This is a genomic window from Pseudosulfitobacter sp. SM2401, assembly GCF_042932805.1.
In the GTDB taxonomy this organism is placed as follows: Bacteria; Pseudomonadota; Alphaproteobacteria; order Rhodobacterales; family Rhodobacteraceae; genus Ascidiaceihabitans.
Genome location: NZ_CP170633.1, coordinates 587,914 through 614,555, shown reverse-complemented (window position 1 = coordinate 614,555; position 26,642 = coordinate 587,914). Strand labels below are relative to the sequence as shown.

The following is a 26,642-nucleotide window of genomic DNA, read 5'->3' as shown; positions in this document are numbered from 1 at the left end:
GGAAATATTCGGCGCTGTTTTGACGTCTGCTTGTCATATACCTGTCATTCGATTGTTACCTGAAACCCGCAAAACACAGTGGAACTTGATCAGGGTTATCCCGTAACCCACCCCAGCTAGGAGCGCCCAAAATGGACCGCCAGGACATCATCAACGACCCCGAAATCGGTAACAAAGCCGAAGCCTATGAGGCTTTTGACGACATCCCCACAAACCCGAACCTGACGGCCACAATCGGCGATGTGATCAATACTCGCTACGGACGGCGCGGCGTTTTGGCAGGCATGCTGGGCGTCTCGGCGACAACCGCATTGTTTGGAACATCCGCATTGATCGCCCCCAACTCTGCCGCCGCAGCCACGGACGCGGCATCGCGCTACATCTTTGACGAACTCGCATGGGGTAACGATGAAACCCACCACGTCGCCGATGACTATGACGCGCAAATCCTGCTGCGTTGGGGTGATCCGATCACCGCAGACGCCCCCGCCTTTGATGTGATGAACCAATCCGCCGCCGCCCAATTGCAGCAATTTGGCTACAACAACGACTACGTCGGCTTTACCGCGCTCAATGATGATGGCAGTCGCGGCTTGCTTTGCGTGAACCACGAATACACCAACGAAGAAGTCATGTTTCCCGGCCTTGGTCGCCAAGACAGCGCTGGTTTCTCGGGCATGACACCCGAGCTGATCGATCTGGAAATGGCCGCGCACGGTGGATCGGTTGTGGAAATCGAACAGACAGACGGCAAATGGTCGGTTGTTTTGGACGGTCCATACAATCGCCGCATCACGCCCTTGAATACCGAAATGACAATCGATGGCCCAGCCGCCGGTCACGCGCGCATGAAAACCGTCGCGGATCCGGACGGCATGACCGTGATCGGCACCATGAACAATTGCGCCGGCGGCATGACGCCGTGGGGCACCTACCTGATGGCCGAGGAGAACTTTCACGGCTATTTCTGGACCGAAAACCTGGATGGCGACGGCAAACCCGACATCTCGAACCAATCCGAGGCCGCCAGCATGAAACGTTACGGTGTGCCCGGCATGTGGTACGCGTGGGGCACGACGCATGACCGCTTTAACATCGACAAAGATCCCAACGAATCCAACCGCTTTGGCTGGATTGTCGAGGTCGATCCGCGCGACCCGGACGCCAAGCCGATCAAGCACACTGCACTGGGCAGATTCCGCCATGAGGGGGCCGAAACCACAGTCTCAACCGACGGGCATTTGGTGATCTATTCCGGCGACGACAACCGCTTTGACTACCAGTATAAATACGTCTCTGGCGGCATCGTTTCAGATGATCGCGCGGCAAATTCGGCACTGTTGTCAGACGGCACACTCTATGTGGCGCGCTTTGACGCCGACGGCACGATAACATGGATGCCGCTGACATTCGGGACTGGCCCGCTGACCGCTGAAAACGGGTTCAACGACCAAGGTGACGTGATGATCGACACCCGCATCGCAGCCGATTTGCTCGGCGCAACCCCGATGGATCGGCCCGAAGACGCGCAACCACGCGGCGACGGCACCGCCTACATCATGCTGACAAACAACAACAAACGCAAAGCGGGCGACGAAAACGCGGCCAACCCGCGCGCCAAATCCGACTTTGGGCACATCATCGAAATCAAAGAAGCAGGCGGCGATCACGCAGCGACCACTGGCATGTGGTCGATCCTTGTGAAATGCGGTGATCCATCGCTGGCCGAAGTCGGCGCGCACTGGAACCCTGAAACTAGCGAAAACGGCTGGTTTGGTTCCCCCGACAACGCCGCAATGGATGCCTTGGGGCGGCTTTGGGTGTCGACCGACCAAGGATCAAAATGGGGCAAAACCGGTAAATCCGACGGGCTGTATGCCGTTGAAACCGAAGGCGATTTGCGCGGAACATCCAAACTGTTCTTTCGCTGCCCGATAGGGGGCGAAATGTGTGGGCCGTATTTTCATGACAACGGCGAAACCCTATGGGTCGCCGTCCAACACCCGGGCACTGACGGCACCAAAGACCTCAAAGGGTTCGAACGGTCCTCGACCTTCGAAGATCCGGCCACCCGCTGGCCTGACTTTGACCCAACAATGCCACCGCGCCCGTCCGTTGTGGTGATTACGAAAAAAGACGGCGGTAAAATCGCCGTCTAACGCCCTTCGTCATCTTTATTTTCCGGCATTGGCCCCGTTTTCGCGGGGCCAATGTGTTAACAACACTCAAGAATTTAACGATTTTGACCCTGCCAAATTCTGGATTTGGCAACATCCCAAGGATAAACTAGTCGCTCAGGCAGGCCTCAAATCCGTCAGCGATGTTTTGCAGCATTTTCCAGTACATTTTGTGATCTACAGGCAAATTAAACCCAATCGGGTCAATCGTTCCGACGCGTACTTTACCTGAAACAGCATCCACAATTCCCGAATTGAACTGAGGTTCGGTGAACACGCAAACAGCGCCTGATTTCTCGATAACGTGTTCGATTTCACGCAATCTACGAGGGCTTGGTGCCTGTGCATTTGACCCTGAAATCGCACCCGCAGCTTCGACGTCATAACGTGCCTCAAAGTAGTGAAACGCATCATGGAACACGACAAAAGGGCGTTCTTTGTATGGGGTCAATTGTTGTTGTATTTGCGTATCTAACACGTTCAGGCTTTGCGTTGCTTCTGCACTGTTCTTTAAATATTTTTCTTTATTTTCTGGGTCTTGGGCAATCAGTACTGCGGTAATTTTGGTCACCCACGCTTGCGCATTTGTAGGGTCCAACCACATGTGCGGATCGAATTCTTCAGCTGGCTCGTCTGCATGCTCATGAGCTTCATGTTCATGCGCCTCAAACTGGGCACCTTCGCGAAATGGCAGAACTGTGTCCGCGTGATCCTGCAACGCCAGATGGGTCGCGTTGGGGGCCAATGCACCAATCGATCCTTCCAGCCAAGGGGTCAACGTTGGCCCCATCCAGATCACGATATTAGCGTTGGCCAAATCGCGCGCTTCTGACGGGCGCATCGCATGATCATGTGGGGATGCGGCTGGTGGCACAATCAAGTCCGGCGTCCCGACACCTTGCATTATTTGGGCGACCAAGGATTGCACGGGCGCAATATCAGTGACCACCCGAGGGACCTCTGCCCAAGCGGACGTCGATAACACACAAGCAGCGGCAGTTAACAAAATTTTCATGATGGACCTCTTTCTAACGCGTGATTGCTAAACGTAATGTTATACTATATCAACCCCTCAATTGACCAAGGAATTCCACAATGTCCGCTATCGGCTTTGAGCACCATGACCACGCCAGCTGCATCGTCTCCACACTTGCCCGAGCCGAAGCACACTGCGCTGAAAAAAAGCTAAAATTTACGCCGGTAAGACGCAGGTCGCTCGAGATTTTATTGCGCGAACACCGCGCTCTTGGGGCGTACGATCTGCTAGCAGCTTTGGGAAAAGACGGGCACAGCGCACAGCCTCCGGTTGCTTATCGCGCGCTAGATTTTCTCGTCAGCGCAGGATTTGCCCATAAAATAGAACGACTTAACGCCTACATTGCCTGCTCGCACTTGGGTCATGACCACACGCCTGCCTTTCTTATTTGCCGCGACTGCCGTGCCGTAGCAGAGGCCGACGCGACCGCCGTTGAAACCCGTCTGAGTGTCGCGGCCCAAGATGCAGGATTTCAAATCGAACGTACCGTGGTCGAGGCCGAAGGGCTGTGCCCCTCTTGTCAGGAAAACCCGTAATGTCGCTTATAACTGCCAATAAAATGACGCTTAGCCACGGCACCAAAACCGTTTTGCGAGATGTGGATTTTAACATTGAAACCGGCGAAATCGTCACGATCGTCGGCCCTAACGGCTCTGGAAAATCCACCTTTTTGCGTGCCATGATCGGTGCAATCACCCCGAGTTCCGGAACCGTCACCCGTAGTGCGGATCTGCGCATCGGCTACGTTCCGCAAAAGCTGCACATCGACGCCGCATTGCCCCTGACTGTGCGTCGCTTTCTCAATATTCCCAAGCGCGTCAAAGCGCGGGTCGCCAGCCAAGCTCTTGAGGCAGCGGGGGTGTCCGAGCAGGCAGACGCCCAGATGGCGCATTTGTCAGGCGGGCAATTTCAACGGGTTCTGTTGGCGCGTGCGCTGTTAAATCGCCCGAATTTGCTAATTCTCGATGAGGCTACGCAGGGTCTAGATCAACCCGGATCAGCCGCGTTTTACCGGCAAATCGAGGACGTCAGGCGCGATCTTGGATGTGCGGTTGTCATGGTTAGTCACGATTTACACGTGGTCATGTCCGCCTCTGACAGGGTGCTGTGCCTCAACGGTCATGTGTGTTGCGAAGGCACACCAGACGTCGTTGCCAGCGCACCAGAATACCGCGCATTGTTTGGCTCTGGTACCCAAGGTACGCTTGCACTTTACCGCCACCAACACACACACGATCATCACCATGATCACGATCACTCACACTAAAGGTCTTTGATAATGCTTGATGATTTCATGGTTCGCGCCGCCTTGGCCGGTGTCGGTGTGGCCGCTGCCGCTGCCCCTTTGGGGTGCTTTGTGGTGTGGCGACGCATGGCATATTTCGGCGATGCGACCGCGCACGCCGCCTTGCTGGGGGTTGCACTTGCGCTGGCCTTTGACGGACCAATTATGCTGGGTGTCTTGGCGATTTCCCTGTTGGTTGCGATTATGGTCAGCACTCTTTCCGGCCGTGGCCTGGCCGAAGATACACTACTAGGCGTTCTTGCCCACACGATGCTGGCGCTGGGTCTGTTGGCCGTCTCATTGATGAGCGGCGTGCGCATGGATTTAATGGCCTATTTGATTGGTGATATTTTAGCCGTTTCAAAGAGCGACGTGGCGTTGATCTGGGCCGGGGCCGCTGGCGTGATCGGTCTGTTGATCTGGCGTTGGCAAGCGTTGCTCAGCGTTACACTAAGCCCCGATTTGGCCACGGCCAGCGGCATAAATGCGCGACGCGAACAGCTAATTTTGACACTGGCGTTGGCCGTTGTTGTGGCCGTCGCGATCAAAGTGGTCGGGGCATTGCTGATTTCCGCGCTGCTTATCATCCCCGCCGCTGCCGCGCGCCCCCTCGCCCGCACGCCTGAAACCATGGCACTGCTCGCCGCGTGTATCGGGGTTTTTTCGGCCCTTGGTGGGTTAAATGCCGCATTCCGATGGGACACGCAGACCGGACCGACAATCGTTTCGATTGCCGCCGCAGTCTTTGTCTTAACCACTTTAGTTGGTATCGTGCGCAACCGCGCCTAGGATATTTTCTGCGTTTAAGTCACGCGATTTCGCTGCTTGTATTTGGGCGCGTCCCATAGGCGATTGTTCATCACATCTGCGATGATCGCGACGGCACCGCGCACATCACCCTCGTCGATGTAGAGCGGAGTAAAGCCGAAGCGCATAATATCAGGCGCGCGGAAATCACCGATCACTCCACGTTCGATGATGGCCTGCATTGCCGCGTAACCATCTGAAAATCTAAAAGAAACCTGACTACCACGGTCTTGCGGGTTGCGCGGGCTTGCCAATTCCAGTTCCGGCACTTGCGCCTCAAGTTCTGCAATGAACAGCTCTTGCAGGCCAATTGAAGCAGCACGAATATCGTGCATATCAATGCTTTGCCAAATCTCCATCGCAACCTCGAGCGAGGTCGATTGCATCACCGACGGGGTACCCACGCGCATGCGTTCAATACCTTGCCCCGGACGATAATCGAGATCGAAATCAAACGGTGCGTCGTGGCCTAACCATCCCGACAAGGCTGGTTCTATCTGGTCCTGAAGGTCATGGCGCACATAGATAAACGCAGGGCCGCCGGGGCCAGAATTGAGGTATTTATAAGTGCACCCAATCGCGAATTCGCAGTTAGACGCAACCAAATCAACCGGCAACGCACCGGCACTGTGTGCCAGATCCCAAATCATCACAGCGCCTGCATCATGCGCCAGTTTGGTCACGGCGTTCATGTCGTACAAACGACCCGTGCGGTAATCAACTTGGGTCAACATCACAGCCGCCACGTCGTCGTTGAAATGCGTTGTGACTTCGGCCGGATCGACAGTTTTCACCTCATACCCTTGGTCCAGCAATTTAGCCAATCCATTTGCCATGTACACGTCTGTCGGAAAATTGCCTGTATCGCTCAGGATCACACGTCGCTTTGGGCGCATCTTGATGGCTGCCGCGACGGCCTGAAACACCTTGATCGAAAGGGTATCGCCCAGCACAACGGTGCCATCCGGGGCGCCAATCAACGTTGCAACTTTGTTACCGACGCGCGCAGGTTGATCCATCCAACCGGCCGTGTTCCAGCCCTTGATCAGCATGTCGCCCCATTCGTCCGTCAACATCTTTTGCAAACGCTCTGGCACCGCCTTGGGCAACGGACCAAGCGAATTTCCATCGAGGTAAATGACCCCTTCTGGCAAATGAAACATTTCTTTTCTAAGCACCGACGTCATCACAAATCTCCTCTGACATGCCAAAGTTCCGGGAACAGTTCTACTTCGAGCATTTTGCGCAAATATGCCACCCCTGACGTCCCGCCTGTGCCGCGTTTGAACCCGATTATCCGTTCAACGGTGGTCACATGGTTAAACCGCCATCGACGAAAATAGTCTTCTAAATCAACAAGCTTTTCGGCCAATTGATACAGTTCCCAATTGTCTTTCGGGTTCTCGTAAATTGCCTGCCAGCGGGCTTGAACGTCATCGTTTGCTGCCCATGCGGTCTGCCCCGGCGGGCCTGCATCCGCGCCAATCGCGGTCAATGCCACCTGATACAGACTGGGCAAAGCCAGTTCATCTTCCAATGCGGCCAGCGCGTCTGGCTTGTGTTCATGCACTTTCTTTAGCGCCATCTGTCGATTGCCCAAAAGATATTCAATCAATCGATATTGGTGCGATTGAAACCCTGAGGAATTGCCTAAACTGGGGCGAAATTCAGTGTACTCACTGGGCGTCATGGTCCGCAAAACGTCCCAGGCGTTGTTCAACTGTTCGAATATCCGCGCTACCCGTGTCAACATTTTGAAGGCTGGCTGCAAATCGTTTTCCATGATTTTCAGGCGCGCATTCTGCAGCTCGTGAATGGCCAAGCGCATCCACAATTCCGACGTCTGGTGCTGAACGATGAACAACATTTCGTCATGCGCATCGGAACGCGGATGCTGTGCGTTCAGCAGCTGGTCAAGACCGAGATAGTCGCCGTACGACATGTCATCAGCAAAGTTCATCTTGGCACCGTGGTGATCGCTCATGAGGGGCTCCTGTTGTGGTCATCGGATTCTTTTTGAAAGATTCTGGGCGTTCTGCGAGGTACGCGTAGGGTTAGGTTAGAGGTGCGTTTCAATTGCTTCAAGCAGAAATATTTTAAGCATAAAGGAAATAACCAGACAGAAACCTTCGACATGCAAAATTACCACGACACCTTGCACACATACCCAAGTATTTTAAGTCTGGATTGTTTTGGGATTAGCGATATCGTGCACCGAACTAGAAACATAAGATCGCGCGAACATGACAGACAACACCATCAATTTCATCGGCTGGATTTTATTTTGCGTCTCGGCTGTCGGCTTTATTATTGCATCCGTCGGCAGCTTTTGGGCGATGTTTGGGTCAGTGTTTTTCCTGCTGGCGTGCCTGATTTTTATGATCCCGTTCTTTCGCCCAAGAAAATAATCGCTATAGCTGCACCCAACCCTCTGGCGGCTCTTTTCCGGGGTGGATTGTGCCACACTCAGGGCATTTGCGCTGCTCTTCAGACGCATAAAACCTGTCGTAGACCGGTGGCAAATCATCCACGATTGACGTCAATTGCATCTCTGCGCGGTGCACCAAGGCACTGCACTCAAAGCAATACCATTCAATTGCGTCCAACTGCCCTGTCGCCCGTTTGGGTTCGATCACAAGACCAATTGACCCTTCTTGCGGGTGCTGCGGCGAATGACGTACATGCGCTGGCAGCAAGAAAATCTCGCCTTCACGGATCGGTACATCGTAAAACTCAGTGCCATCGTAAAGCTTCAGCAGCATGTCACCTTCGAGTTGATAAAAGAACTCTTCGACCGGATCGTCGTGGTAATCGGTGCGCTTGTTTGGACCACCAACAACCGTGACCATCATGTCGGAATCCGACCAAATCATCTTGTTGCCAACAGGCGGTTTTAATAGATGACGATGTTCTTCGATCCACTTGTGAAAATTAAAGGCAGCCAGTTTGGACATTTTGTTTTCCTCGTGATGACACGTGCCCAAGTGTGGACACCAAGCCATGTTTCGTCAACGTATCAGGCGTTTTTCAGGTCAACAATCGTGCTGACCACGCTCATGGCTGCCAGTGCTGACGTGCGCGGATTACCGGGCAGAACCTCGCCTCCGATTTGAAAAGCAAAGCTGCCAAAATCGCCGCGGGCGCGAATTTCATGGGTGTTAACCTCCACATCCGCGTCTGCGATCAACTGTACTTTGGTGTCATCAAAACCGATGCCTGCGATGGCCACTGCCGCCGCGACATTGGCGTTTTTGGGGTAGGCCAATGCGGCATCCCGCGCGCTGCCTTCAAAGTGAACTGCGTGACCGGATGTGAGTGTCGTTAGGTCGAGCGTCGCCTCGGCCGGCGATCCTGCCCAGCCCATTGGTGGCTTGCGCCCCACGTAAATGACCTCGTGCAGCGTCCCAATTTTCGCAGCCCTCAAACAATCCAGCGCGCCAATTGCACCGCTGGCCAAATGCAACTTGGAACCACCAGCCTTGGCTGCATCACGCAACGAGGCCGAAACGGCATCATCGGCAAGCGCCCCAATTGAAATTGTGACAAGGTCAATCCCCGCACACATCACGTCTGGCCCGATTTCACGCAACGCCTGATGCCCAGCGCAGTCAACAACCACGTCGATATCATGATCTAAATCAGCCACTTGATGAACGATTTTCATGCCGGAAACTTTCGGCGCGCGCCCGGCACGCAGGACAATAGCCGCCACCTCAAAACCATGACATTGCGCCTGCTCCATCACAAATTGCGCAATTGCGCCCTGTCCAATCAGTGCAATTTTCATCCTAGTCCTCGTCTAAATCCGGATACTCTGTCACAAACTCCTTGCATGCTACCGTTTGGCTGGCAATATTTTGACCGGCATATCCGTCTTTTTTACCACGCTGGAAACACGCCCGTTATGACCTTGTCACCCCCAGCGAACCCGCGATTGATCAAACGAGAGGACTACGATCTGATTACTGGTCGGGGTCGTTTTGCAGATGATGTGCCATTGGAGTCGCCGTTGCATGTTGTCTTTGTGCGCGCAGCGGCCTCTGAAGGTAAAATCGTGGGGCTAGACGTGGCCGGGGCGATGAATGCACCGCAAATTCACGCTGTCCATACTGGTGCAGATGTCAAAACGCTTGGCGCTCTGTCGCTGAATCCGGTTCTGGAAACCAGTCACACGTTGCCCTTCGAAATCCTCGCTCAAACCCATGTTCGCGCCGCAGGTCAACCTGTCGCTGCGGTGTTGGGGACGTCAACACAATCCAGCGCAGACGCTACTGATTTGATCGAAGTGGATACTGAAGCCGATCCCACACAGCGCCTGAAGTGTGTCGGCAAACAAAGTTGGCAACACGGGTCAGCAGCCTCAATCTTTGACGCAGCACATCTTGTCGTGTCCTGCACAATCCAGCACCCGCGACTGGCCCCCTCACCGATGGAACCGCGTTCAATTTCAGTGGCCTACGACACGAAAACAGACTGCGTCACCGTTTGGCATTCCACCCAGACACCGCACCGCAGCCGTTCCGAATTAGCATCGATCCTTGGTATCGATATCAGCCGAATTCGTGTTGTTGCCCAACACGTTGGTGGCGCATTTGGGATGAAAGCCTCGCTCTTTCCAGAAGAGGTATTCACGGTCTGGGCCGCCTTTCAGCACAAACGCGACGTCAAATGGACCGCCTCGCGCAGCGAAGACTTCTTGGCTGGCACTCATGGGCGGGGATTGACGACAAAAGGGTGGCTCGCCTGTGACCCGCGCGGAAAATTCCTCGCGCTCAAGGCCGAAATCGAAGCGCCAATTGGAGCATGGTTGCCAAATTCGGGCCTGATTCCCGCATGGAACGCCGGCCGCATTTTGCCCTCGGGATACGGCATAGATGCCTTAGATATCACAACCCGCGCTGTCCAGGACGGGCGCGGACCTACAGGCATTTATCGCGGCGCGGGACGGCCCGAGGCCAACATGTTGATGGAGCGTTTGGTCGACAAAGCCGCGCGCGCATTGGGGCAAGACCCGTTCGAGATACGCAGCCGGAATCTATTGCGCAGCGACGCGTTCCCCCACCTGACAGCGACCGGTAACACGTTAGATTCCGGCGATTATCATCACGCCATGACCGCGCTACGCGAAAAATCAGCGTACATCTCACTGATGAAATCACGCGATGCGCGTCGCCAATCCGGCGAATTGGTCGGCATTGGCACAGCCTTCTATCTGGAGCCATCAGGCAGCGGCTGGGAAAGCGCGACCGTAACGCGAGAGCCAGACAACAAGGTGATCGCCGCGAGCGGATCATCATCACAAGGCCACGCGCGCGAAACAACATTTGCCCAAATCGCAGCGCAGGCATTTGACCTGCCAGCCGCCAACGTAACGGTCCGCATGGGCGACACAGATCACGCCCCCGCTGGCATCGGCGCCTTGGCCAGCCGCTCCACGGCCATCGGTGGCAGCGCTGTTTTGCAAGCGTGCCAACAGATCAAGCAACGGGTCAAAGACGGCGAACCACTGCCCATCACGGTTCAAACTCGCTATGAAAACAAAGGTCAGGCTTGGGGGTATGGCGCGTATCTCGCTGTTATCTCTATTTGCCGCGATACAGGGACCCCAACCCTGGAACGGGTGGTGTGCGTGGATGACGCAGGTACGCTCGTGGTTCCCGATTTTGTTCATGGCCAGATCGTTGGCGGCTTTGCCCAAGGGTTTGGCGAGGCCATGATGGAGCAGATCACTTACGACGAAGACGGCCAATTGCTAACCGGTTCATTCATGGACTACGCGATCCCGCGCGCAACCGATGTACCGCGACTGGAGGTGCACAGTTTCGAAACCCCAAGCCCAATGAATCTGCTCGGGGCTAAAGGCGTCGGCGAGGCTGGCACGATCGGTGCGCCTGCCGCTATTTTGAACGCAGCCCTTGACGCCCTTGCCCCGCTTGGTGTGACTGATCTGCAAATGCCGCTGACCCCGCATCGTGTCTGGTGCGCGATGCAAAGCCGGCAAAAAGGACCTGCGACATGAAATATTTGAAATCCGAGGCCAAAGAATATGCACGCGAAAACATGCGCGGCATTTGGGCAGCAGCATTGAACCCCTTTGATCAAGACGGCGCATTTAACGAGGCGGGATTGCGTCGTAACATCCGTCACTGGATCGATGATCTGGACATCGCAGGGCTGTTTATTGCCGGCAAGCAGGGCGAGTTTTTCTCGATGTCGCTGGATGAACGCAAACGCAACATGGACATCGCCGTGGACGAGTGCGGCCAAACCGCCGCCACGATCATGTCGGTGTCCGACCAGAACGTGGACACGGTACTAGAATTGGCCTTGCACGCCCAAAATTGCGGCGCAGATTACATCGTCGTGCATGCGCCGGTCCTCAGTTTCTGCCATGATCGCGATGAGGTTTTGTACAATTATTACAGCTACCTATGTGATCGTCTTGATATAGCTATCGCCATGTGGAGCCATCCTGACAGTGGGTATCTGATGGAACCGGAAACCTGTGCGCGCATTGCCGAACTGCCCAACATCGTTGCCATAAAATACTCGGTTCCGCGTGAAATGTATGTGCGTCTGACCCATCTTGTAGGCGACAAAATTCAGGTCTCGACCTCGCTCGAGGACGATTGGCTCGACAATATCGAACAGCTTGGGTGGCAACTGTATCTGTGCTCTTCGCCGCCCTACCAATTGCAAACCAAAAACGACAAACGCATGCATGACTATACGCAGCTGGCTTTTGCTGGCGATTTTACTGCCGCACGCAAACTGCGCGACAGTCTTGAACCCGTGCGCGCTGCAATAAAAGCGACAAAGCCTGCTGGCAAACCCACAGCGCATGGCAAATATTGGCAGGAATTGCTCGGTCAAGTTGGGGGCACTGTCCGCCATCCGATGTTGGAATTGACCGAAGCCGAAAAACAGGCCACGCGCACAGCATTTGAAGCTTGTGGCCTGAAATTGTGACGCTTTGCGAATGAATAATCGAACCCCGCAATGGCGCACCATGGACGCAGCGACGCGTGCGCAGGCTTATTCTCCTAGCTCCGTGCTAGATGGTCCGATTGATCCGTTTATCCAAGCGTATGTGGATAAAAGTGCTGCGGCTTATGCCGCTTTCGAGAACGTACAGACGATCAAATATGGCTTCAAATCAAGCAATTCCATCGATCTATTAATGCCATCTGGGTCCAAATTGGCACCGCTGCACATTTTTATCCATGGCGGATATTGGCAACTGCTCAGCAAACGCGATTCATTCTTTCCCGCACCTGACACCCTAAAACGAGGTATGGGATTTGCGGCAATTGACTACACACTTGCCCCAGACGCCAGCCTCGATGACATCGTTAGCGAATGTTGCGACGCCATCGAATGCTTGCACGATAATGCGGCCCAATTGGGGTATGATCCATCTGCGTTTATCCTGTCCGGCAGTTCCGCAGGCGCGCATCTGGCGGCCATGTGTTGTCTGAAATTGCCTGCAATCCGTCGACCAAAAGGACTGGCGTTGTTATCCGGGATTTACGAATTAGAGCCTCTGATTGGCACCTACATTAACGACGCCGTCGGCATGGACGTGGACGTGGCCAAACGCAACAGCCCGATGCGGGCCAATCTGTCGGGCTTTCCCAATACGGTGATCGCTTGGGGCGCGCAGGAAACCGACGAATTCAAACGGCAAAGCAATCAATTCGCCGATCACTTGATCCAAGCCGATGCAACCGTCACCCGCCTAGAAGCACCTGAACGCAATCATTTTGACATCGTCATGGACCTTGTAAATGACACCGAACTTGGGTGCGCGCTGGCAGATTTAGTGTCAAATTGAATTGCTTTCGCGCAGCCATCTTTTGCTATTGGGGCGTTCTAACGATTTTTCGCTTTCCATGCTCGGCGTCCTGATTATCGTGGCGGTCAGCACGCACCCTTTGTGATTGGGGCGCGCGCCTCATGTAACGGCCCCAACTCATGCGAACAGAGTGATGATGAACGAGACGATTTTTGCCAATGCCCGCCTGATCTTGCAAGACGAAGTGGTTCTCGGATCGCTGCGCATCACGGACGGGGTCATTTCAGAAATGAACACTGGCGGGCACGTCCCGAACGGTGCGTGCGACATGGGCGGTGATTTTGTCGCGCCCGGATTGGTCGAACTGCATACTGACAATCTTGAACGCCACCTGACCCCGCGCCCAAAGGTGGATTGGCCACAGCGACCAGCTATTCTGGCCCATGATTGCGAATTGGCTGCGACCGGGATCACAACCGTTTTTGACGCCATTCGCGTCGGATCGATCATCAGCAATGACGCCAAACGCTACAATAAATATGCCCGCAAAATGGCGGATGAAATTCTGGCAATGCGCTCTGCGGGCGCGCTGAGGGTTCATCATCACATTCATCTACGCGCCGAGATTTGCTCTGAAACGCTTGTGGCAGAGCTAACCGAATTTGGCCCCAAAGATCGCGTTGGCATCGTGTCCATGATGGACCACACGCCGGGACAACGCCAATTCAGCGACATGAAAAAATACAAAGACTACGTCTGTGGCAAACACGGTTTGGACCCCGCTCGCTTTGAGGACTACGTGACGTTCTTGCGCGGGGTTCAAAGCGAATATGGGGCCGCACATGAGGCCGCAGTGGTCGCTGCTGCCACGCATTATGGCGCGACGTTGGCCAGCCACGATGACACAACGGCCGCACAGGTCGCCACCAGCCAGTCATACGGGGTCATGATCGCTGAATTTCCGACGACCCTTGAGGCGGCACAAGCCTGTCAGGACCACAAAATCGCAACAGTTATGGGGGCCCCGAACCTCATTCGCGGTGCGTCCCATTCCGGCAATGTCGCAGCCCTCGCGCTCGCAGAAAAAGACCAGCTGGACATTTTATCGTCTGACTACGTGCCAGCAGGGTTGCTGGTCGCAGCGGTGCAATTGGGCGATTTGTGGGGAAATCTGGCACGCGGTATCGCAACTGTGTCCTCAACCCCGGCAAGTGCGGCGGGGCTGGCGGATCGCGGCGCTCTGCGCGTCGGGGCCAGCGGTGATCTGATCCGCTTTGCGATGATGGGCGACGTCCCTGCCCTCAAAGAAACGTGGTGCCGAGGTACACGCGTCTTTTAACGCGCGCACTTCCATCGCAGGTAGGCGTCCGTCAACAAATCAATGGTTTTGTCTCATCACACCCCGACTTACCTGTAGACTCCTGAACATTTAGGTAAGAGTGGTACGACACTGAAAATCTGGAAAGAATCGTATCAATGTGCCCGGCTAAAACGATCGAAAATACGCAGCGTGGATGGATCATTCCTATCGGCGGCGGCGATAGAAAAGTGCGTTCCTCTACAATTTTGCAGCGGTTGGTTGAACTTAGCGGCGGGGCGGATGCGCGCATGGTCATCATTCCGACCGCATCGCAATTGGACACCGCAGGGCACCGCACACGCGACGTGTTCCAAGAGCTGGGTGTCCGCGACATCGAAATCGTAGATTTAGCGACCCGCGCTGATTGCGAAGATCCAGCGTTTCTAGACAAACTGAATGCGGCCACGGGCGTGTTTATCACCGGCGGCAACCAGCTTCGGCTTGCCACAACCATCGGCGGAACCTCTGCGGCAAAAGCATTGCGGTCCGGAAACGCGCGCGGCGTTCACATCGCCGGAACATCCGCAGGGGCTGCGTTTGTGTGCGAGCATATGATTGCGATCGGCAAATCCGGCGGAACCCCAAAACGCGGCATGGCATCATTGTCACCCGGTCTGGGCCTGACCAACCGTGTGATCGTCGATCAGCATTTTCGTGAACGCGATCGGCTTGGCCGATTGATGACCGCGCTGGCCTACAACCCCTTTGCGACGGGTGTGGGTGTCGACGAAGATACCGCAGCGTTCATCGGACCTGATGACGTCATCGAAGTCTTTGGCAGCGGCGGTTTAACCATCGTTGACCCCTCAGACATTGAGTTCTCATCCATGGCCGATGCCGAGATGGGGGCAGCTGTCGGATTGATTGGCGTAAAATTACATATCCTTCTGGCTGGGGATCGGTATGATCTAAATTCACGCCAAGCTTTTCCGAGTGGAACCGCATAAGCGACCAACCAAAATACACCTAAAAGGGGACCGTATATGAAGATTCTTGAGACGTCTGTTTTTCGAGGTCCGAATATATACGCAAAGTTCCCGGTCATTCGACACGTCGTCGACATTGGCATTTTAGAAGACTGGCCATCTGCCAAAATTGGCGACGATTTTATCGAGCAATTGTTAGACGCTCTGCCCGGCTTGCAAGAGCACGGGTGTTCGTACCGCGAACCCGGCGGGTTTATCCGACGTCTACGCGAAGACGAAGGCACATGGATGGCCCATATTTGGGAACACATGTCCATTGAGCTGCAAAACGTCGCAGGTCTGGATGTGACATTCGGGCGGACCCGCGACGCTGGCGAAACCGGCATCTACAATATGGTGTTCCAATACGAACAAGAAGAAGTCGGCCTACACGCCAGCCAGCTTGCCCTCGATTTCATTCATAATCTGCTGCCCGATAATCTTGTCGAAACTGGCGAACGCGTGGACGGGTTCGACTACACCGCCAAGCGCGAAAAATTCATCAAAGCCGCACAACGCAAAGCATTGGGGCCGTCGACCGCTTCCCTCGTGAATGCAGGGATCGAACGTGACATCCCGTGGATGCGTCTGAATGAATACAGCCTGATCCAGCTGGGGTACGGCAAGTATCAAAAACGCATCCAAGCCACGATCACTTCTGAAACCGACTACATCGCCACCGATCTTGCATCGGACAAAAAGGCGACAAACCGGATCTTGGGCGATCTTGGCTTGCCGGTGCCACGTCAAATCGCCGTAACCAGCCCCGAGGATGCCGCTAAGGCCGCCAAACGCATCGGCTTTCCTGTGGTGGTCAAGCCGCTGGACGGCAATCACGGCAACGGCATTTCAATCAACCTGACGTCAGCCGAGGCCGTGATCGAAGCATTCGATTTCGCGCTTGAGTACAACAAACGTGGCCGCACCGTCATTGTCGAGACGTTCATCCAAGGGCTGGACCACCGCATGCTGGTGATTGATGGCAAGCTTGAGGCAGTGTCCAAACGCGTGCCGGGCCACATCGTCGGCAACGGCAAAAACACGGCCGCCGAACTGATCGATATCGTGAATTCCGATCCGCGTCGCGGTGTTGGTCACGAAAAAGTTCTGACGCGCCTAGAGCTGGACAAAACCGCCAGAGATCATCTGGCCGAGGTCGGCTATGACGAAAACACCGTTCTCAAGGACGGCGAAACCGTGTTTTTACGCTCCACCGCGAACCTGTCGACGGGCGGCACAGCGGTCGACGTCACCGACATCGTGCATCCCGACAATCGCAGCATGGCGGAACGCGCGATCAAAGCGATTGGCCTTGATATCGGCGGCGTTGATTTCTTGTCGGCCGATATTTCGCAGTCCTACAAAGACATTCCCGCCGGCATCTGCGAAGTGAACGCAGCCCCCGGTTTCCGTATGCACGTCGCCCCCAGCGAAGGAAAATCACGCGATGTTGCTGGCGCAGTGATGGAAATGTTGTTTCCAGCAGGCACGCCCAGCCGCGTCCCGATTGCCTCGATCACCGGCACAAACGGCAAGACAACCGTGTCGCGCATGGTTGCACATATTCACAAGCTCAGCGGCAACACCGTCGGGTTGGCGACCACGGACGGCGTTTACATCGATGGGAATTTGACGGTCAAAGGCGACCTGACTGGCCCACGCGCGGCACAAATGATCCTGCGCGACCCGACTGTCGATGCAGCAATTTTGGAAACTGCACGCGGCGGTCTGTTGCGCAGCGGCATGGGCTATGAACGCTGCGACGTTGGCGCGGTCTTGAACGTCGATGCAGATCATCTTGGCCTGAAAGGCATTGAAACCGTTGAAGATTTAGCGCGTGTCAAACGCATCGTCGTAGAGGTCGCCACCGATACCGCCGTTTTGAATGCGGATGACGAGCTGTGCCTGAAAATGGCCAGCCACACCCAAGCAGACAACATCTGCTACGTGACCATGAACGCCAATCACCCGCTTGTGCGCGAACATGTTCGCATCGGCGGGCGCGCCATTGTGCTTGAACAAGGCATGAACGGGCACATGATCACGATCTACGAAAACTCCTCCAACATCCAATTGATGTGGACCCATTTGATCCCTGCAACGATCGACGGCAAAGCCATGCACAACGTGCAAAACGCGATGTTTGCGGCGGCAATTTGCTATTCAATGGGCAAGTCACTTGAGGATATCCGCCAAGGTCTGCGCACGTTTGCCACCTCGTATTTCCAAGCACCGGGCCGTTTAAACGTCTTTGAAGAGCACCCTTTCAAGGTCATTCTGGATTACGGGCACAACCCTGCCGCAATCGAGGCGATGACCAAGCTTTGCACGCAATTGGAGCCCAAGGGCCGCAAGCTGATTTGCTTTTCGATGCCCGGCGATCGGCGCGATGAAGACATCGTTGCGGCTGCCAAAATCGTTGCCGGAAAATTTGACCACTACATTTGCAAGGCCGATGACGGGCGACGCGGGCGTGGTGACGCCGAAGTCCCTGAAATGCTGCGTAAAACTCTGATCGAAAACGGCGTGCCAGACGATCAAATCCAGATCATCCCGAGCGAAGTTGATGCTGTCGATGCTGCCCTTAACATGGGTGCGGTTGATGATTTGTTGCTGGTTTTTGGCGACAACATCGCGCGGACGTGGAAACAGATCATCTACTTTAATCGCCCACAAGACGCGTTTGAAAGTAGCGCTGAGGAAGAGGCAGGCCCGACACCTGCGCCTCAGTCCAGTGCTGACGGAGCACTTGATCCGCTCGCTGGTGCAACCCCGGTCGAAGACGCACCCGAAGTCCCGGAAAATATTCTGCTGGGCGGCATGCGCATGATCCGCGATTCACGTGGTGTACGTCTTGAGGATTCAGGAGACGAAGATGGCGATTGAGCCGCAGCTAAAAAACACGCGTCGCCTTACTGGTGCAAATTTCCTGATGTCCAGCGTCGGTGCCGCCGCCGAGGCGCGCATCGATGATCAGAACAAACCATTTGCTATGGCCCTGTGGCGCGCTGCGGCCCGCACGCTGCTGGACGGTGTCGGCTGGACCGACAGTACCATCGCGATGCGGGCGTTTGACGGGGGTGCAACACTGCAAGTCAGTGCGCCAACTGATGCGCTGTACGCGGCCACCGATTTGGTTGAGGCATCCTGGGCTGCGACCACCGCGACGCTGGCGGGTGAGACCTACGACACCGATGCGACAGTTCAGAAATTGCGGGATCAGATCGCAGCCGAACTTTCCCCAAAAGAAGTTGCGCTGGCGCAAAGGGCACGCGAACAGGGTGTAACCTATCTTGGGCATGATGATAAAATATCACTCGGATTGGGCTGCGGTGCCAAGGTTTACGACACCGCGGATTTGCCTGCACCGGATGCCGTCGACTGGGATGCGCTACACGATGTTCCTGTCGCCATGGTCACCGGCACCAACGGGAAATCGACAACGGTCCGTTTGACCGCCGCAATCGGGGCGGCCGCGGGCAAATGCGTCGGCTTGTCCTCCAGCGATTGGGTGCGCGTCGGCGGCGAAATATTAGACGAAGGCGATTATTCGGGCCCCGCAGGTGCGCGTCTGGCTGTACGCGATCCACGTGTCGAACTTGCGATCATCGAAACCGCACGCGGCGGATTGATGCGGCGTGGCCTGCCGGTGCCGACTGCGGACGCCTGTTTGCTGACCAACATCGCAGCGGATCATTTGGGGACCTACGGCATCATGGATGTCACGGCGCTAGCCGACGCCAAGTTCCAGTTGTCCCAAGCGGTGCGCCCCGGCGGGCGGTTGGTGCTAAACGCGGATGATCCCGAATTGGTTGTCCGCAGCCCACAATTTGCCGGCGAAATCACGTGGTTCGGACTGGATTTTGACCAAGCGAGCTTGGAGGTTTGGATCGCCACCGGTGGGCGCGCAGCCTTTGTGTCTGATGGGCAAATGATGCTTGCGCGCGATGGAAAGGCGCTGCCGGTTTTGGCCGTCAACGACTTTGTGCCTGCCTTGCGCGGCGCTGCAAAATTCAACGTTTACAACGCACTTGGTGCCATAGGCCTTGCCGATGCATTGGGTCTGCCGGTTTCTGCAATGGCGGATGGCCTTGCTGGATTTACCGATTCACCAGATGAAAACCCAGGGCGTGGCAACTATCTGGAGGTCGGTGGGCTGACGCTGCTGATTGATTTTGCGCACAACCCGCACGGGGTGCTGGCCTTGGCGTCCGCGATCAAATCGATCCCTGCGAACCGCCGCCTTGTCATCGCAGGCCAGGCAGGCGATCGCAGTGATCAAGACACTTGCGATATGATCCAAGCCATGTGGACATTCGCGCCCGACATGGTGGTGGTTGCCGAACTTCCTGATTTGCTACGTGGCCGCCAGCCCGGCGAATTGACCGAAGTGATGTCCACCGAATTGTTGCGCCTTGGTGCCCGCGAGGAAGGCATCATAAAAACCGGAACAGAAATTTCGGCCGTCATCAAATCGCTCGAATGGGCACGTCCCGGCGATTTCCTGGCGTTGCTGGTCCATGATGATCGCATTGAAACGATGGCATTGCTCGAGAAATTGCAACAAACGGGTTGGCAGGCGGGTGAGCCGCTGCCGGTTTAATCCTCGGGTTCGAACACCCGCACAACTGGCGACATCCTGTCCGAAACGGCGGCCCGTTTCATACCGTCACTGTTGTACGGCATCGAAATGTTGCCCTGCGCGTCGATGGCAATAAGCCCGCCGTCACCGTCAAACCGTGCGACTTCGTCCAAGACCTGACGCGTGGCCTGATCAAGCGCGACATTGCCGTACCGCATGCGCGCCGACACATCGTAGGCTGTTGCCGTCCGAATGAACGCCTCGCCCAGCCCTGTGCAAGACACAGCGACGGTGTCATCAGCCCAAGTCCCGGACCCGATAATGGGCGTATCGCCAACACGACCAATCAGCTTGTTGAACGTGCCACCTGTGGATGTGCCTGCCGCAAGTTCGCCGTGAATGTCCAAGGCGACCGCACCAACGGTCCCATGATCAGCGGACTCGCTTGACCCGTGCGAGACATGCTCGGAATAGTAGTCTTGGGGGTCGAGCACCTCTGCCAGCCCTGCCGCTTTTGCCGCAATCTGGGCACCTGTGCCCGCAAGCATAACGTGGCGGCCATCTTCTAGAACGGCTCTGGCTGCTTGAATGGGGCTTTTGATGCCTTCAATCGCGGCGACAGCGCCTGCGCGCCGGTTTGGCCCATGCATAATGGAAGCATCCAGTTCAAACCCGCCCATCGAATGCGGTGCTGATCCTTTGCCTGCAACATACAAACCGGACGCCTCAAGCGCCTCGATGGCCCACGTGACAACGTCCAAGGCTGATTGCCCTTGAACCAACATGCTTTGGCCGGTCTCAATCAGTTTCGCCAAGTCTGCTTTTTGGACGGTGTAGTCTGTCCCTGGACGGGCGCCTGCCCCACCGTGAAGTACCAATGCATAAGTCATCTGTGATCCGATATTTTGTGCCGCAAATGAAATTCCGATGTCATTTCACTATACGCTGATAGGTGTTACTTGCAGCGTATAGTGAAACCAGAGCAGTTTTTGAAGCCTTCAGCCGATCATTCGTGACATTGTTAGGACTGCCAGCATGCACGAGCCATCGCCCTTATTGTGCGACGTGCTGGTGCCACATGTCAGTGACGATTTCCCAACCATCGTCTTGGGGTTCAAGCACAAACAAATACGTTCCAGTCGCGTCCATTTCCGCAGCTTCAACCACGGCTTTGACCGACCCGATCATCACCGCCAAAGTTTCGTCTTTTGACACAAACAGATGGTCAATTGTGTGGGTGACGGACCCTGCGTTCGCGGTCACAAATTCAAACAACTGGCGCGGTCCGGCCAAGCCTTGGCTTAGCGGTGCGCCTTGCGCAATCCACAACGTGTCCTTTGCATAGAGATCAACCAAACCGGTGGCGTCTGACGCTGCAGCGCGTTGGTTAAATGCATCGTTTACGGCCACAAGGCTGGCAGGTGCATCGCCCAAATGGCCATCCGCAAAAGCAAAACTCGTGGTCAAAATCAATGCGCCAAGTATCGAAAGTTTCATTGTGTCGTACCCTTTTACAATTTTAAACCGTGAATTCCGAGCCATCATGATGTAGTCACATCAACGTTTGGACGGCTGAAAATGACCTCGCGGGTCACCTGCCAACGATCATCGTCGAACAGTAGATCAATGCTCAGAACAAGGATGCGATCGGCCCCGCCCAAATCCACTTTGCGGGTGATCAGGACGTGCCCGTGGTCGCCTTTTGCCTCAACAGAATGGTATTCGGACCACGTATTTGATTGCCCGTTATTGCCGGCAACCATGCCTTTCAGCATTGCGATGAAACTGGATTTATCGTGCTGCATCAGATTGTTATCTGTATCGATCATGTGGATTTTCATGCTGTCGTGATAAATCTGATCCAGCGCACTCAGATCGGATGTTGTGCCTGCGTTGATCAACGCATCAATGGTCGCGCGGACATCGGCGGTTTGTGTGTCGTTTGTCATGGTATTTTTCTTTCTGACTAGGGGTTACCCGGCGAAACTGCCGGTGACAGGAAAAGGTTCCGTTTGGCTGCGCACAAATCGCAAGCCGCGGGTAAGACTGTCCAAGGACGGCCGCATGAAAGGCACGTTTGAGATGTCGATCATTTTGACCTGGCCGGTTTCATCGGTCACAATCACTGCCGGTTCAGCAAAGTGGCGTACGACCGGCATCCGTGAATTCGGGGCCGTGATGTACAGACCCATCGCCTGCATCTGCGCGATGCTCAGATCGTATCCAACGGCAAACTTTGGATAAACATCAGCCAATTGTTCCAGCGCCAGGTTTTCCGCATCAGCAGAAACCGCAACCACATCAATACCCATGCCGTTCAGGTCTGGCAGGACGGCGTTGAGATCAGACAAGTAGCGCGTGCAGATCGGGCAATGTTTGCCGCGATAGACAACGATCATTTGCCAATCATACCCATCCGCAGCTGCGCCGAGGTTTAGCGTACCACCCCCAACTTTTGGAAGTGAAAGCATCGGGAATACCCCACCTGCTTTTAGCTTCTGTGTCGTCATTTTGATGCTCCTTGCACATTTATAACGAACGATATAGATGTAACTCAAGAAGCCAGTCAAGAGATATATTATGATCGATACAAAAAGAATGGGACGCCCTCGGAGCTTTGACGAGGATGACGCCCTAATAGCGGCGATGAATGTCTTTTGGACCAAAGGTTACGATGGCGCGTCGATGAAGGATTTGACGCGCGCCATGGGAATCAGCGGGCCAAGCCTGTATTCCGCATTTGGTGACAAGCGCGAACTGTATCTCAAGACGATTGACCGCTACGCCGACGTCGATGCATGCGCACCCATTGTCGCGTTTGAGACGGAACCAGACATCGCAAAAGCAGTGCACGGGTTTTTAACAAGCGTGATTTCTTACGCCACAGATTCGAACAGCGGAATGCGCGGCTGCTTTCTGGCCTCTTGCGTTTCCACCAGCGTTGGCGAAGTCGAAGGCGTTGATGAACGGATGGAAAACGCGATCAACGCGACTGACATCCGCCTTGCCAGCCGCTTTGAAGTCGAAAAAGAAAATGGCGTTCTGCCGCCCGATTTCCCCGCACAGCAACGAGGCCGGTTGATGTACGACATGCGACAGGGTTTCGTGTTTCGTGGGCGCGCCGGGTGGTCTGGTGAGGCGCTGCTGGAAGACATCGATGATCGCGTCCAAATGGTTCTGGCGATGTAACGTAAAGACGCAGACAACTTTATTTTTTCTGCGTCACTACAGTTGTCAAAACAAGGGTGAGCCTCGGCAGGTTAGCAAAACCGTTTGCCCCCTTTTTTGACCGAGGTCAGGCGTTTGATGTTGCGGCAGTGATTCCCGTGACGACCCCTCACGCCTAATCTGACAAATGACTCCGCAAAACAATTGTAATTCCGACTAAAAAAGTCGGATTGACATTGCTGACTGAAACACTCAGGATTACAGCAACGCCCAGCCACTCTGATTTTGATCCAGCATCGCCTGACAATCGACAGATGACAGCCACGGCAAGATACCCCCGGGTATCGCCTTGAATTCATCAAATTTCACTGACTGGACACCCATGAAACATTCCTTCCTCTCATCGACGGCTTTGCTTGTCGCACTCGCAACGCCTGCATTCGCACTTGAAAAAACGGCGGTTCTTGACACCTACGCTGACATCGCGGCCGCCAAATACGAAGACAGCTTGATCACCGCGCAGGCATTGCAAACGGCGGTCGACACCTTGATGGCCACCCCTTCGGCCGAAGCCTTGCAAGCGACAAAACAGGCATGGCTGGCAGCGCGCGTCCCCTATCAGCAAACCGAAGTCTACCGCTTTGGCAATGCCATCGTCGATGATTGGGAGGGCAAAGTGAACGCCTGGCCCTTGGACGAAGGGTTGATCGACTACGTGGATAGCGCCTATGGCGGCCCGTCAGACGAAAATGAATTGGCCGCGTTGAATGTCGTCGCCAGCCCAAGCTTTACGCTGTCGGGTGCCCAAGTTGACGCCGCAGCCATCACGCCCGCATTTTTGTCAGACACGCTGCACGAGGCAGACGGCGTCGAGGCAAACGTCGCAACCGGCTATCACGCCATCGAATTCCTGCTGTGGGGTCAAGACCTGAATGGACACGGCGCTGGGGCCGGAAACCGGTCATGGACAGACTACGCAGCCGGTGACGACTGCACGAACGACAACTGTGATCGCCGCGGTGAATACCTAAAGGCCGCGACTGATTTACTGGTTGCTGATCTGGAATGGATGACGACGCAGTGGCAATCAGACGGGGCCGCGCGCGCAGCTTTGATGTCTGACGAAAACACAGGTTTGTCTGCAATTTTGACCGGCATGGGATCTCTGTCTTACGGCGAGCAAGCCGGCGAACGCATGCGTCTTGGCTTGATGCTGAACGACCCTGAGGAAGAGCACGATTGCTTTTCCGACAACACCCACAATAGCCACTACTACGACGGGTTGGGCGTACAAAACGTGTACTTGGGCGAATACGTCCGCGTGAACGGAACCTTGGTTTCAGGCCCATCCCTGTCCGATCTGGTTGCCGCCACGGACGCATCGCTTGACGCTGAAATGCGCGGGAAATTGTCAGGCACGATGATGGCATTGGGCCGGATCAAAACCGCGGCAGAAGCAGGTTTTGCATACGACCAGATGCTGGAACGCGGCAACGACGCAGGTGAGGCCCTCGTTATGGGCGGCGTTAACGGTTTGATCGATCAAACACGGTCCATCGAGCGGGTCGTCACCGCGCTAAAGCTAGACCAAATCGCGTTTGAAGGATCCGACAGCTTGGACGATCCGAACGCCGTATTTCAATAAATTCTGACTGCGGTGGCAGGCAAGCCGGACGCCAGCCTTGCCACCAGTTTTTGTACGTTCAAAAGGACCACACATGACCACCACCAACCACTTTGCGATTGCTTTTGCACTCGCCACGGCGTCCGGCACGGCCCTATCGGCTCAAGAAGCCAGCCGTTTTACATTCGAGATCGAGACCGAGATCGGCGTTGATTCCGTAATATCATCTGACGATCCGACGGCGGAAATTTCAGATACTTTTCTGACCACCGAAGCCACGCTGGGTTTTCAAATCACTGACACCGTGTCAGCGTTTGCAGGCTTGACCCTTGAATCCGTCTTGGACGCGACCGATGATCGCGCATTCGAGGACGTGGGGCTGTATGTCGACAGCATCGGGCTGAGCTTTGATTTAGGCAACTCGGTCGTATCGGTCGGTAAATTCGCGCCAGCCTTTGGTGTGGCATGGGACGCAGCGCCTGGTTTTTACGGCGCAAATTTTGTCGAAGATTACGAACTGTCAGAAGCCTTGGGCGCATCCGCCAGCTTTCAATTGGGCGCAGGGGTGCTGACGGCATCACTGTTTTACTTGGACGATTCCTTCCTAAGTCGCTCGCTTGGCACGGACCGTGGGCGCAACACTTCCTCGTCAGGCGGCGTTGGCAACACAGGCAAGTTGGACAACCTCGCGCTGCAATACGATCTGGAAGAAGGTGCCACCACCTATTCCATCAGCGCCTCGCATTTGTCCGCAAGTGTCGGTGACGTTCAGGATCAAAACGGCCTCGCCTTTGGCATCGTTCATGCCGCCCGTGACGATCTGGAATTGATCGCAGAAATCGCCGCATTCGATGGCTTTGGCGGTGCTGATGATCGCGCAACATATGCCACGATCGGGGCGGCCTACACGCTGAACAACTGGACGTTGGGCGCCTCCTACACCAACCGCGATGTGCGCAGTTCCGGCAGCGATCATCTGGCGTCACTTGGCGCGGATTACACATTCGCCAACGACATCACCGTGTCGTCGGGCCTCGGATACGCCGAAGAAAGTGGCGTGGATTCCACCTTGTTGGGTGTCTCCGTCATCATCCCGATCGGAGGGTAAAACATGATCGTCTGCCATTGCCAGAACATCTCGGATCGCGACATTCACGCAGCCATCGACTGGATGCGGGCGGCAGACGACAAAACCATCGTGACACCTGGCAAGGTGTACCGCGCGCTTGGGAAATCGGCGGATTGCGGCGGATGTATGCCGCTGTTCCTGTCGACCATGCGCACAAATGATAACGTAAAAGTCCCCATGCAGCCGCCTGTTTTGACAGGCATAGCAACACAGGAAGAAACCCATGAACGGCGACAAAAAAGTAATCGAATTCCTAAACGACGCTCTGCGAAGTGAACTGACGGCCGTCAGCCAATACTGGCTGCACTACCGCATGCAAGAAGACTGGGGTTTGGGCCACATGGCCAAAAAATCCCGCGAAGAAAGCATCGAAGAGATGAACCACGCCGACAAAATCATCGCGCGTATTTTGTTTCTAGGCGGCCATCCCAACCTGCAAAAACTAGACCCGTTGCGCATTGGTCAAACACCAAAAGAGACGCTGGAATGTGACTTGGCCTCTGAACATGACGCACGCGTTTTGTACATGAGCGCGCGCAAGCATTGTGAAACGGTGGGTGATTTTGTGACGAAGAATATCTTCGAAGAACTTCTCACGGACGAAGAAGGGCACATCGACTTTCTTGAAACGCAACTGGACCTTGTGGCCAAACTTGGTGAAGAAAAATATGCACTTCTTAACGCGTCGAAAATGGATGAAGCCGAGTAAAGTCG

27 protein-coding genes are annotated in these 26,642 nt (G+C 55.1%); 17 read left to right on the top strand and 10 right to left on the bottom strand.

All coding sequences use genetic code 11. From position 1 onward, the window contains the following. Positions 1-131 precede the first annotated feature (131 nt). Complete coding sequence (locus ACFIO0_RS03145) at positions 132-2,159, top strand: alkaline phosphatase PhoX (protein ID WP_390913506.1); 2,028 nt, start codon at positions 132-134, stop codon at positions 2,157-2,159. Positions 2,160-2,286: 127 nt separating this feature from the next. Here ACFIO0_RS03145 and ACFIO0_RS03140 read toward each other — a convergent pair whose 3' ends face one another. Further along, positions 2,287-3,192: a metal ABC transporter solute-binding protein, Zn/Mn family gene (locus ACFIO0_RS03140; RefSeq protein ID WP_390913504.1), complete on the bottom strand. Its 906-nt coding sequence runs from the start codon at positions 3,190-3,192 to the stop codon at positions 2,287-2,289. A gap of 80 nt (positions 3,193-3,272) precedes the next feature. Between ACFIO0_RS03140 and ACFIO0_RS03135 the strand changes: the two genes are divergently transcribed. From ACFIO0_RS03135 to ACFIO0_RS03125, 3 genes are read left to right on the top strand one after another with little or no spacing between them, the layout of a single operon-like run. Continuing rightward, positions 3,273-3,749, top strand: coding sequence for a transcriptional repressor (locus ACFIO0_RS03135; protein WP_390913502.1), 477 nt, complete (start codon positions 3,273-3,275; stop codon positions 3,747-3,749). Continuing rightward, positions 3,749-4,480 (top strand): ATP-binding cassette domain-containing protein, encoded by a 732-nt coding sequence (locus ACFIO0_RS03130; protein WP_390913500.1) that lies wholly within the window; start codon positions 3,749-3,751, stop codon positions 4,478-4,480. Before ACFIO0_RS03135 ends, ACFIO0_RS03130 begins: the two co-directional genes overlap by 1 nt. Before the next feature lie 12 nt (positions 4,481-4,492). Further along, entirely contained in the window at positions 4,493-5,287 is a 795-nt protein-coding gene (locus tag ACFIO0_RS03125; RefSeq protein ID WP_390913498.1) for a metal ABC transporter permease, read from the top strand. Positions 5,288-5,301: 14 nt separating this feature from the next. Here ACFIO0_RS03125 and kynU read toward each other — a convergent pair whose 3' ends face one another. Then, the gene (gene kynU, locus ACFIO0_RS03120) at positions 5,302-6,492 is read right to left on the bottom strand and encodes a kynureninase (RefSeq protein ID WP_390913496.1); all 1,191 of its coding nucleotides are present in this window, start codon (positions 6,490-6,492) and stop codon (positions 5,302-5,304) included. Then, the gene (locus ACFIO0_RS03115; RefSeq protein WP_390913494.1) at positions 6,492-7,289 is read right to left on the bottom strand and encodes a tryptophan 2,3-dioxygenase family protein; all 798 of its coding nucleotides are present in this window, start codon (positions 7,287-7,289) and stop codon (positions 6,492-6,494) included. Before ACFIO0_RS03115 ends, kynU begins: the two co-directional genes overlap by 1 nt. A gap of 259 nt (positions 7,290-7,548) precedes the next feature. Between ACFIO0_RS03115 and ACFIO0_RS03110 the strand changes: the two genes are divergently transcribed. Further along, entirely contained in the window at positions 7,549-7,713 is a 165-nt protein-coding gene (locus ACFIO0_RS03110; protein WP_390913492.1) for a cytochrome oxidase subunit III, read from the top strand. Between the two features lie 3 nt (positions 7,714-7,716). On the opposite strand, the gene ACFIO0_RS03105 is transcribed toward ACFIO0_RS03110, so the two are convergent. Together ACFIO0_RS03105 and ACFIO0_RS03100 are read right to left on the bottom strand one after the other, a co-directional pair. Beyond that, positions 7,717-8,259, bottom strand: coding sequence for a 3-hydroxyanthranilate 3,4-dioxygenase (locus ACFIO0_RS03105; protein ID WP_390913490.1), 543 nt, complete (start codon positions 8,257-8,259; stop codon positions 7,717-7,719). Between the two features lie 62 nt (positions 8,260-8,321). Then, positions 8,322-9,092 (bottom strand): aspartate dehydrogenase, encoded by a 771-nt coding sequence (locus ACFIO0_RS03100; protein ID WP_390913488.1) that lies wholly within the window; start codon positions 9,090-9,092, stop codon positions 8,322-8,324. Positions 9,093-9,209: 117 nt separating this feature from the next. On the opposite strand from ACFIO0_RS03100, the gene ACFIO0_RS03095 reads away from it, so the two are divergent. The 7 genes from ACFIO0_RS03095 (at position 9,210) to ACFIO0_RS03065 (ending at position 20,028) form a co-directional block, all read left to right on the top strand. Then, positions 9,210-11,324 carry a molybdopterin cofactor-binding domain-containing protein gene (locus ACFIO0_RS03095; RefSeq protein WP_390913486.1) on the top strand — a complete coding sequence of 705 codons (2,115 nt, stop codon included), beginning with the start codon at positions 9,210-9,212 and terminating at the stop codon, positions 11,322-11,324. Beyond that, positions 11,321-12,274: a dihydrodipicolinate synthase family protein gene (locus ACFIO0_RS03090; RefSeq protein WP_390913484.1), complete on the top strand. Its 954-nt coding sequence runs from the start codon at positions 11,321-11,323 to the stop codon at positions 12,272-12,274. The genes ACFIO0_RS03095 and ACFIO0_RS03090 overlap by 4 nt, the downstream gene beginning before the upstream one ends. Positions 12,275-12,284: 10 nt before the next feature. Beyond that, positions 12,285-13,139: an alpha/beta hydrolase fold domain-containing protein gene (locus tag ACFIO0_RS03085; RefSeq protein ID WP_390913482.1), complete on the top strand. Its 855-nt coding sequence runs from the start codon at positions 12,285-12,287 to the stop codon at positions 13,137-13,139. Positions 13,140-13,293: 154 nt separating this feature from the next. After that, a complete protein-coding gene (locus tag ACFIO0_RS03080) occupies positions 13,294-14,439 on the top strand; it encodes an alpha-D-ribose 1-methylphosphonate 5-triphosphate diphosphatase (protein ID WP_390913480.1) in 1,146 nt (381 codons plus the stop codon). Between the two features lie 137 nt (positions 14,440-14,576). Beyond that, positions 14,577-15,407 (top strand): cyanophycinase, encoded by an 831-nt coding sequence (locus ACFIO0_RS03075; RefSeq protein ID WP_390913478.1) that lies wholly within the window; start codon positions 14,577-14,579, stop codon positions 15,405-15,407. A gap of 36 nt (positions 15,408-15,443) precedes the next feature. Continuing rightward, the gene (cphA, locus tag ACFIO0_RS03070) at positions 15,444-18,311 is read left to right on the top strand and encodes a cyanophycin synthetase (protein WP_390913476.1); all 2,868 of its coding nucleotides are present in this window, start codon (positions 15,444-15,446) and stop codon (positions 18,309-18,311) included. Next, positions 18,301-20,028, top strand: a complete 1,728-nt coding sequence (locus ACFIO0_RS03065) for a Mur ligase family protein (RefSeq protein ID WP_390913474.1) — start codon at positions 18,301-18,303, stop codon at positions 20,026-20,028. The genes cphA and ACFIO0_RS03065 overlap by 11 nt, the downstream gene beginning before the upstream one ends. Here ACFIO0_RS03065 and ACFIO0_RS03060 read toward each other — a convergent pair. The 4 genes from ACFIO0_RS03060 to ACFIO0_RS03045 form a co-directional block, all read right to left on the bottom strand. Next, positions 20,025-20,897, bottom strand: coding sequence for an isoaspartyl peptidase/L-asparaginase (locus ACFIO0_RS03060; RefSeq protein ID WP_390913472.1), 873 nt, complete (start codon positions 20,895-20,897; stop codon positions 20,025-20,027). The genes ACFIO0_RS03065 and ACFIO0_RS03060 overlap by 4 nt on opposite strands. Positions 20,898-21,060: 163 nt before the next feature. Further along, entirely contained in the window at positions 21,061-21,504 is a 444-nt protein-coding gene (locus tag ACFIO0_RS03055) for a nuclear transport factor 2 family protein (protein ID WP_390913470.1), read from the bottom strand. Between the two features lie 44 nt (positions 21,505-21,548). Continuing rightward, positions 21,549-21,956 (bottom strand): nuclear transport factor 2 family protein, encoded by a 408-nt coding sequence (locus ACFIO0_RS03050; protein ID WP_390913468.1) that lies wholly within the window; start codon positions 21,954-21,956, stop codon positions 21,549-21,551. A 24-nt stretch (positions 21,957-21,980) separates the two neighbouring features. Next, the gene (locus tag ACFIO0_RS03045; RefSeq protein ID WP_390913466.1) at positions 21,981-22,517 is read right to left on the bottom strand and encodes a redoxin family protein; all 537 of its coding nucleotides are present in this window, start codon (positions 22,515-22,517) and stop codon (positions 21,981-21,983) included. Between the two features lie 70 nt (positions 22,518-22,587). Here ACFIO0_RS03045 and ACFIO0_RS03040 point away from each other — a divergent pair, with 70 nt between their 5' ends. Further along, complete coding sequence (locus ACFIO0_RS03040) at positions 22,588-23,196, top strand: TetR family transcriptional regulator (RefSeq protein WP_390913464.1); 609 nt, start codon at positions 22,588-22,590, stop codon at positions 23,194-23,196. 237 nt (positions 23,197-23,433) lie between these two features. On the opposite strand, the gene ACFIO0_RS03035 is transcribed toward ACFIO0_RS03040, so the two are convergent. Beyond that, on the bottom strand, positions 23,434-23,559 hold the full coding sequence (locus ACFIO0_RS03035; protein WP_390913462.1) for a hypothetical protein: 126 nt from the start codon (positions 23,557-23,559) through the stop codon (positions 23,434-23,436). Here ACFIO0_RS03035 and ACFIO0_RS03030 point away from each other — a divergent pair. The 4 genes from ACFIO0_RS03030 to bfr all read left to right on the top strand — a co-directional run bounded on the left by ACFIO0_RS03030 (position 23,558) and on the right by bfr (position 26,637). Beyond that, positions 23,558-24,820: an imelysin family protein gene (locus ACFIO0_RS03030; protein ID WP_390913460.1), complete on the top strand. Its 1,263-nt coding sequence runs from the start codon at positions 23,558-23,560 to the stop codon at positions 24,818-24,820. The two genes, ACFIO0_RS03035 and ACFIO0_RS03030, sit on opposite strands and share 2 nt — an antisense overlap. A gap of 73 nt (positions 24,821-24,893) precedes the next feature. Then, on the top strand, positions 24,894-25,907 hold the full coding sequence (locus ACFIO0_RS03025) for a hypothetical protein (RefSeq protein WP_390913458.1): 1,014 nt from the start codon (positions 24,894-24,896) through the stop codon (positions 25,905-25,907). 3 nt (positions 25,908-25,910) lie between these two features. Further along, positions 25,911-26,204, top strand: coding sequence for a (2Fe-2S)-binding protein (locus ACFIO0_RS03020; RefSeq protein ID WP_390913456.1), 294 nt, complete (start codon positions 25,911-25,913; stop codon positions 26,202-26,204). Further along, the gene (gene bfr, locus ACFIO0_RS03015; RefSeq protein WP_390913454.1) at positions 26,152-26,637 is read left to right on the top strand and encodes a bacterioferritin; all 486 of its coding nucleotides are present in this window, start codon (positions 26,152-26,154) and stop codon (positions 26,635-26,637) included. Before ACFIO0_RS03020 ends, bfr begins: the two co-directional genes overlap by 53 nt. The last annotated feature ends 5 nt before the right edge of the window (positions 26,638-26,642 follow it).

Bases quoted from the DNA above. Each gene is read 5' to 3' on its own strand.
- ACFIO0_RS03055 (WP_390913470.1), bottom strand. From the start codon at position 21,504: ATGAAACTTTCGATACTTGGCGCATTGATTTTGACCACGAGTTTTGCT.
- ACFIO0_RS03080 (WP_390913480.1), top strand. From the start codon at position 13,294: ATGATGAACGAGACGATTTTTGCCAATGCCCGCCTGATCTTGCAAGAC.
- ACFIO0_RS03100 (WP_390913488.1), bottom strand. From the start codon at position 9,092: ATGAAAATTGCACTGATTGGACAGGGCGCAATTGCGCAATTTGTGATG.
- ACFIO0_RS03030 (WP_390913460.1), top strand. From the start codon at position 23,558: ATGAAACATTCCTTCCTCTCATCGACGGCTTTGCTTGTCGCACTCGCA.
- ACFIO0_RS03135 (WP_390913502.1), top strand. From the start codon at position 3,273: ATGTCCGCTATCGGCTTTGAGCACCATGACCACGCCAGCTGCATCGTC.
- ACFIO0_RS03060 (WP_390913472.1), bottom strand. From the start codon at position 20,897: ATGACTTATGCATTGGTACTTCACGGTGGGGCAGGCGCCCGTCCAGGG.
- ACFIO0_RS03125 (WP_390913498.1), top strand. From the start codon at position 4,493: ATGCTTGATGATTTCATGGTTCGCGCCGCCTTGGCCGGTGTCGGTGTG.
- ACFIO0_RS03110 (WP_390913492.1), top strand. From the start codon at position 7,549: ATGACAGACAACACCATCAATTTCATCGGCTGGATTTTATTTTGCGTC.
- ACFIO0_RS03025 (WP_390913458.1), top strand. From the start codon at position 24,894: ATGACCACCACCAACCACTTTGCGATTGCTTTTGCACTCGCCACGGCG.
- ACFIO0_RS03035 (WP_390913462.1), bottom strand. From the start codon at position 23,559: ATGGGTGTCCAGTCAGTGAAATTTGATGAATTCAAGGCGATACCCGGG.
- ACFIO0_RS03090 (WP_390913484.1), top strand. From the start codon at position 11,321: ATGAAATATTTGAAATCCGAGGCCAAAGAATATGCACGCGAAAACATG.
- ACFIO0_RS03140 (WP_390913504.1), bottom strand. From the start codon at position 3,192: ATGAAAATTTTGTTAACTGCCGCTGCTTGTGTGTTATCGACGTCCGCT.
- bfr (WP_390913454.1), top strand. From the start codon at position 26,152: ATGAACGGCGACAAAAAAGTAATCGAATTCCTAAACGACGCTCTGCGA.
- ACFIO0_RS03130 (WP_390913500.1), top strand. From the start codon at position 3,749: ATGTCGCTTATAACTGCCAATAAAATGACGCTTAGCCACGGCACCAAA.
- ACFIO0_RS03065 (WP_390913474.1), top strand. From the start codon at position 18,301: ATGGCGATTGAGCCGCAGCTAAAAAACACGCGTCGCCTTACTGGTGCA.
- ACFIO0_RS03115 (WP_390913494.1), bottom strand. From the start codon at position 7,289: ATGAGCGATCACCACGGTGCCAAGATGAACTTTGCTGATGACATGTCG.
- ACFIO0_RS03020 (WP_390913456.1), top strand. From the start codon at position 25,911: ATGATCGTCTGCCATTGCCAGAACATCTCGGATCGCGACATTCACGCA.
- ACFIO0_RS03095 (WP_390913486.1), top strand. From the start codon at position 9,210: ATGACCTTGTCACCCCCAGCGAACCCGCGATTGATCAAACGAGAGGAC.
- ACFIO0_RS03145 (WP_390913506.1), top strand. From the start codon at position 132: ATGGACCGCCAGGACATCATCAACGACCCCGAAATCGGTAACAAAGCC.
- ACFIO0_RS03045 (WP_390913466.1), bottom strand. From the start codon at position 22,517: ATGACGACACAGAAGCTAAAAGCAGGTGGGGTATTCCCGATGCTTTCA.
- ACFIO0_RS03085 (WP_390913482.1), top strand. From the start codon at position 12,285: ATGAATAATCGAACCCCGCAATGGCGCACCATGGACGCAGCGACGCGT.
- kynU (WP_390913496.1), bottom strand. From the start codon at position 6,492: ATGACGTCGGTGCTTAGAAAAGAAATGTTTCATTTGCCAGAAGGGGTC.
- ACFIO0_RS03040 (WP_390913464.1), top strand. From the start codon at position 22,588: ATGATCGATACAAAAAGAATGGGACGCCCTCGGAGCTTTGACGAGGAT.
- cphA (WP_390913476.1), top strand. From the start codon at position 15,444: ATGAAGATTCTTGAGACGTCTGTTTTTCGAGGTCCGAATATATACGCA.
- ACFIO0_RS03075 (WP_390913478.1), top strand. From the start codon at position 14,577: ATGTGCCCGGCTAAAACGATCGAAAATACGCAGCGTGGATGGATCATT.
- ACFIO0_RS03050 (WP_390913468.1), bottom strand. From the start codon at position 21,956: ATGACAAACGACACACAAACCGCCGATGTCCGCGCGACCATTGATGCG.
- ACFIO0_RS03105 (WP_390913490.1), bottom strand. From the start codon at position 8,259: ATGTCCAAACTGGCTGCCTTTAATTTTCACAAGTGGATCGAAGAACAT.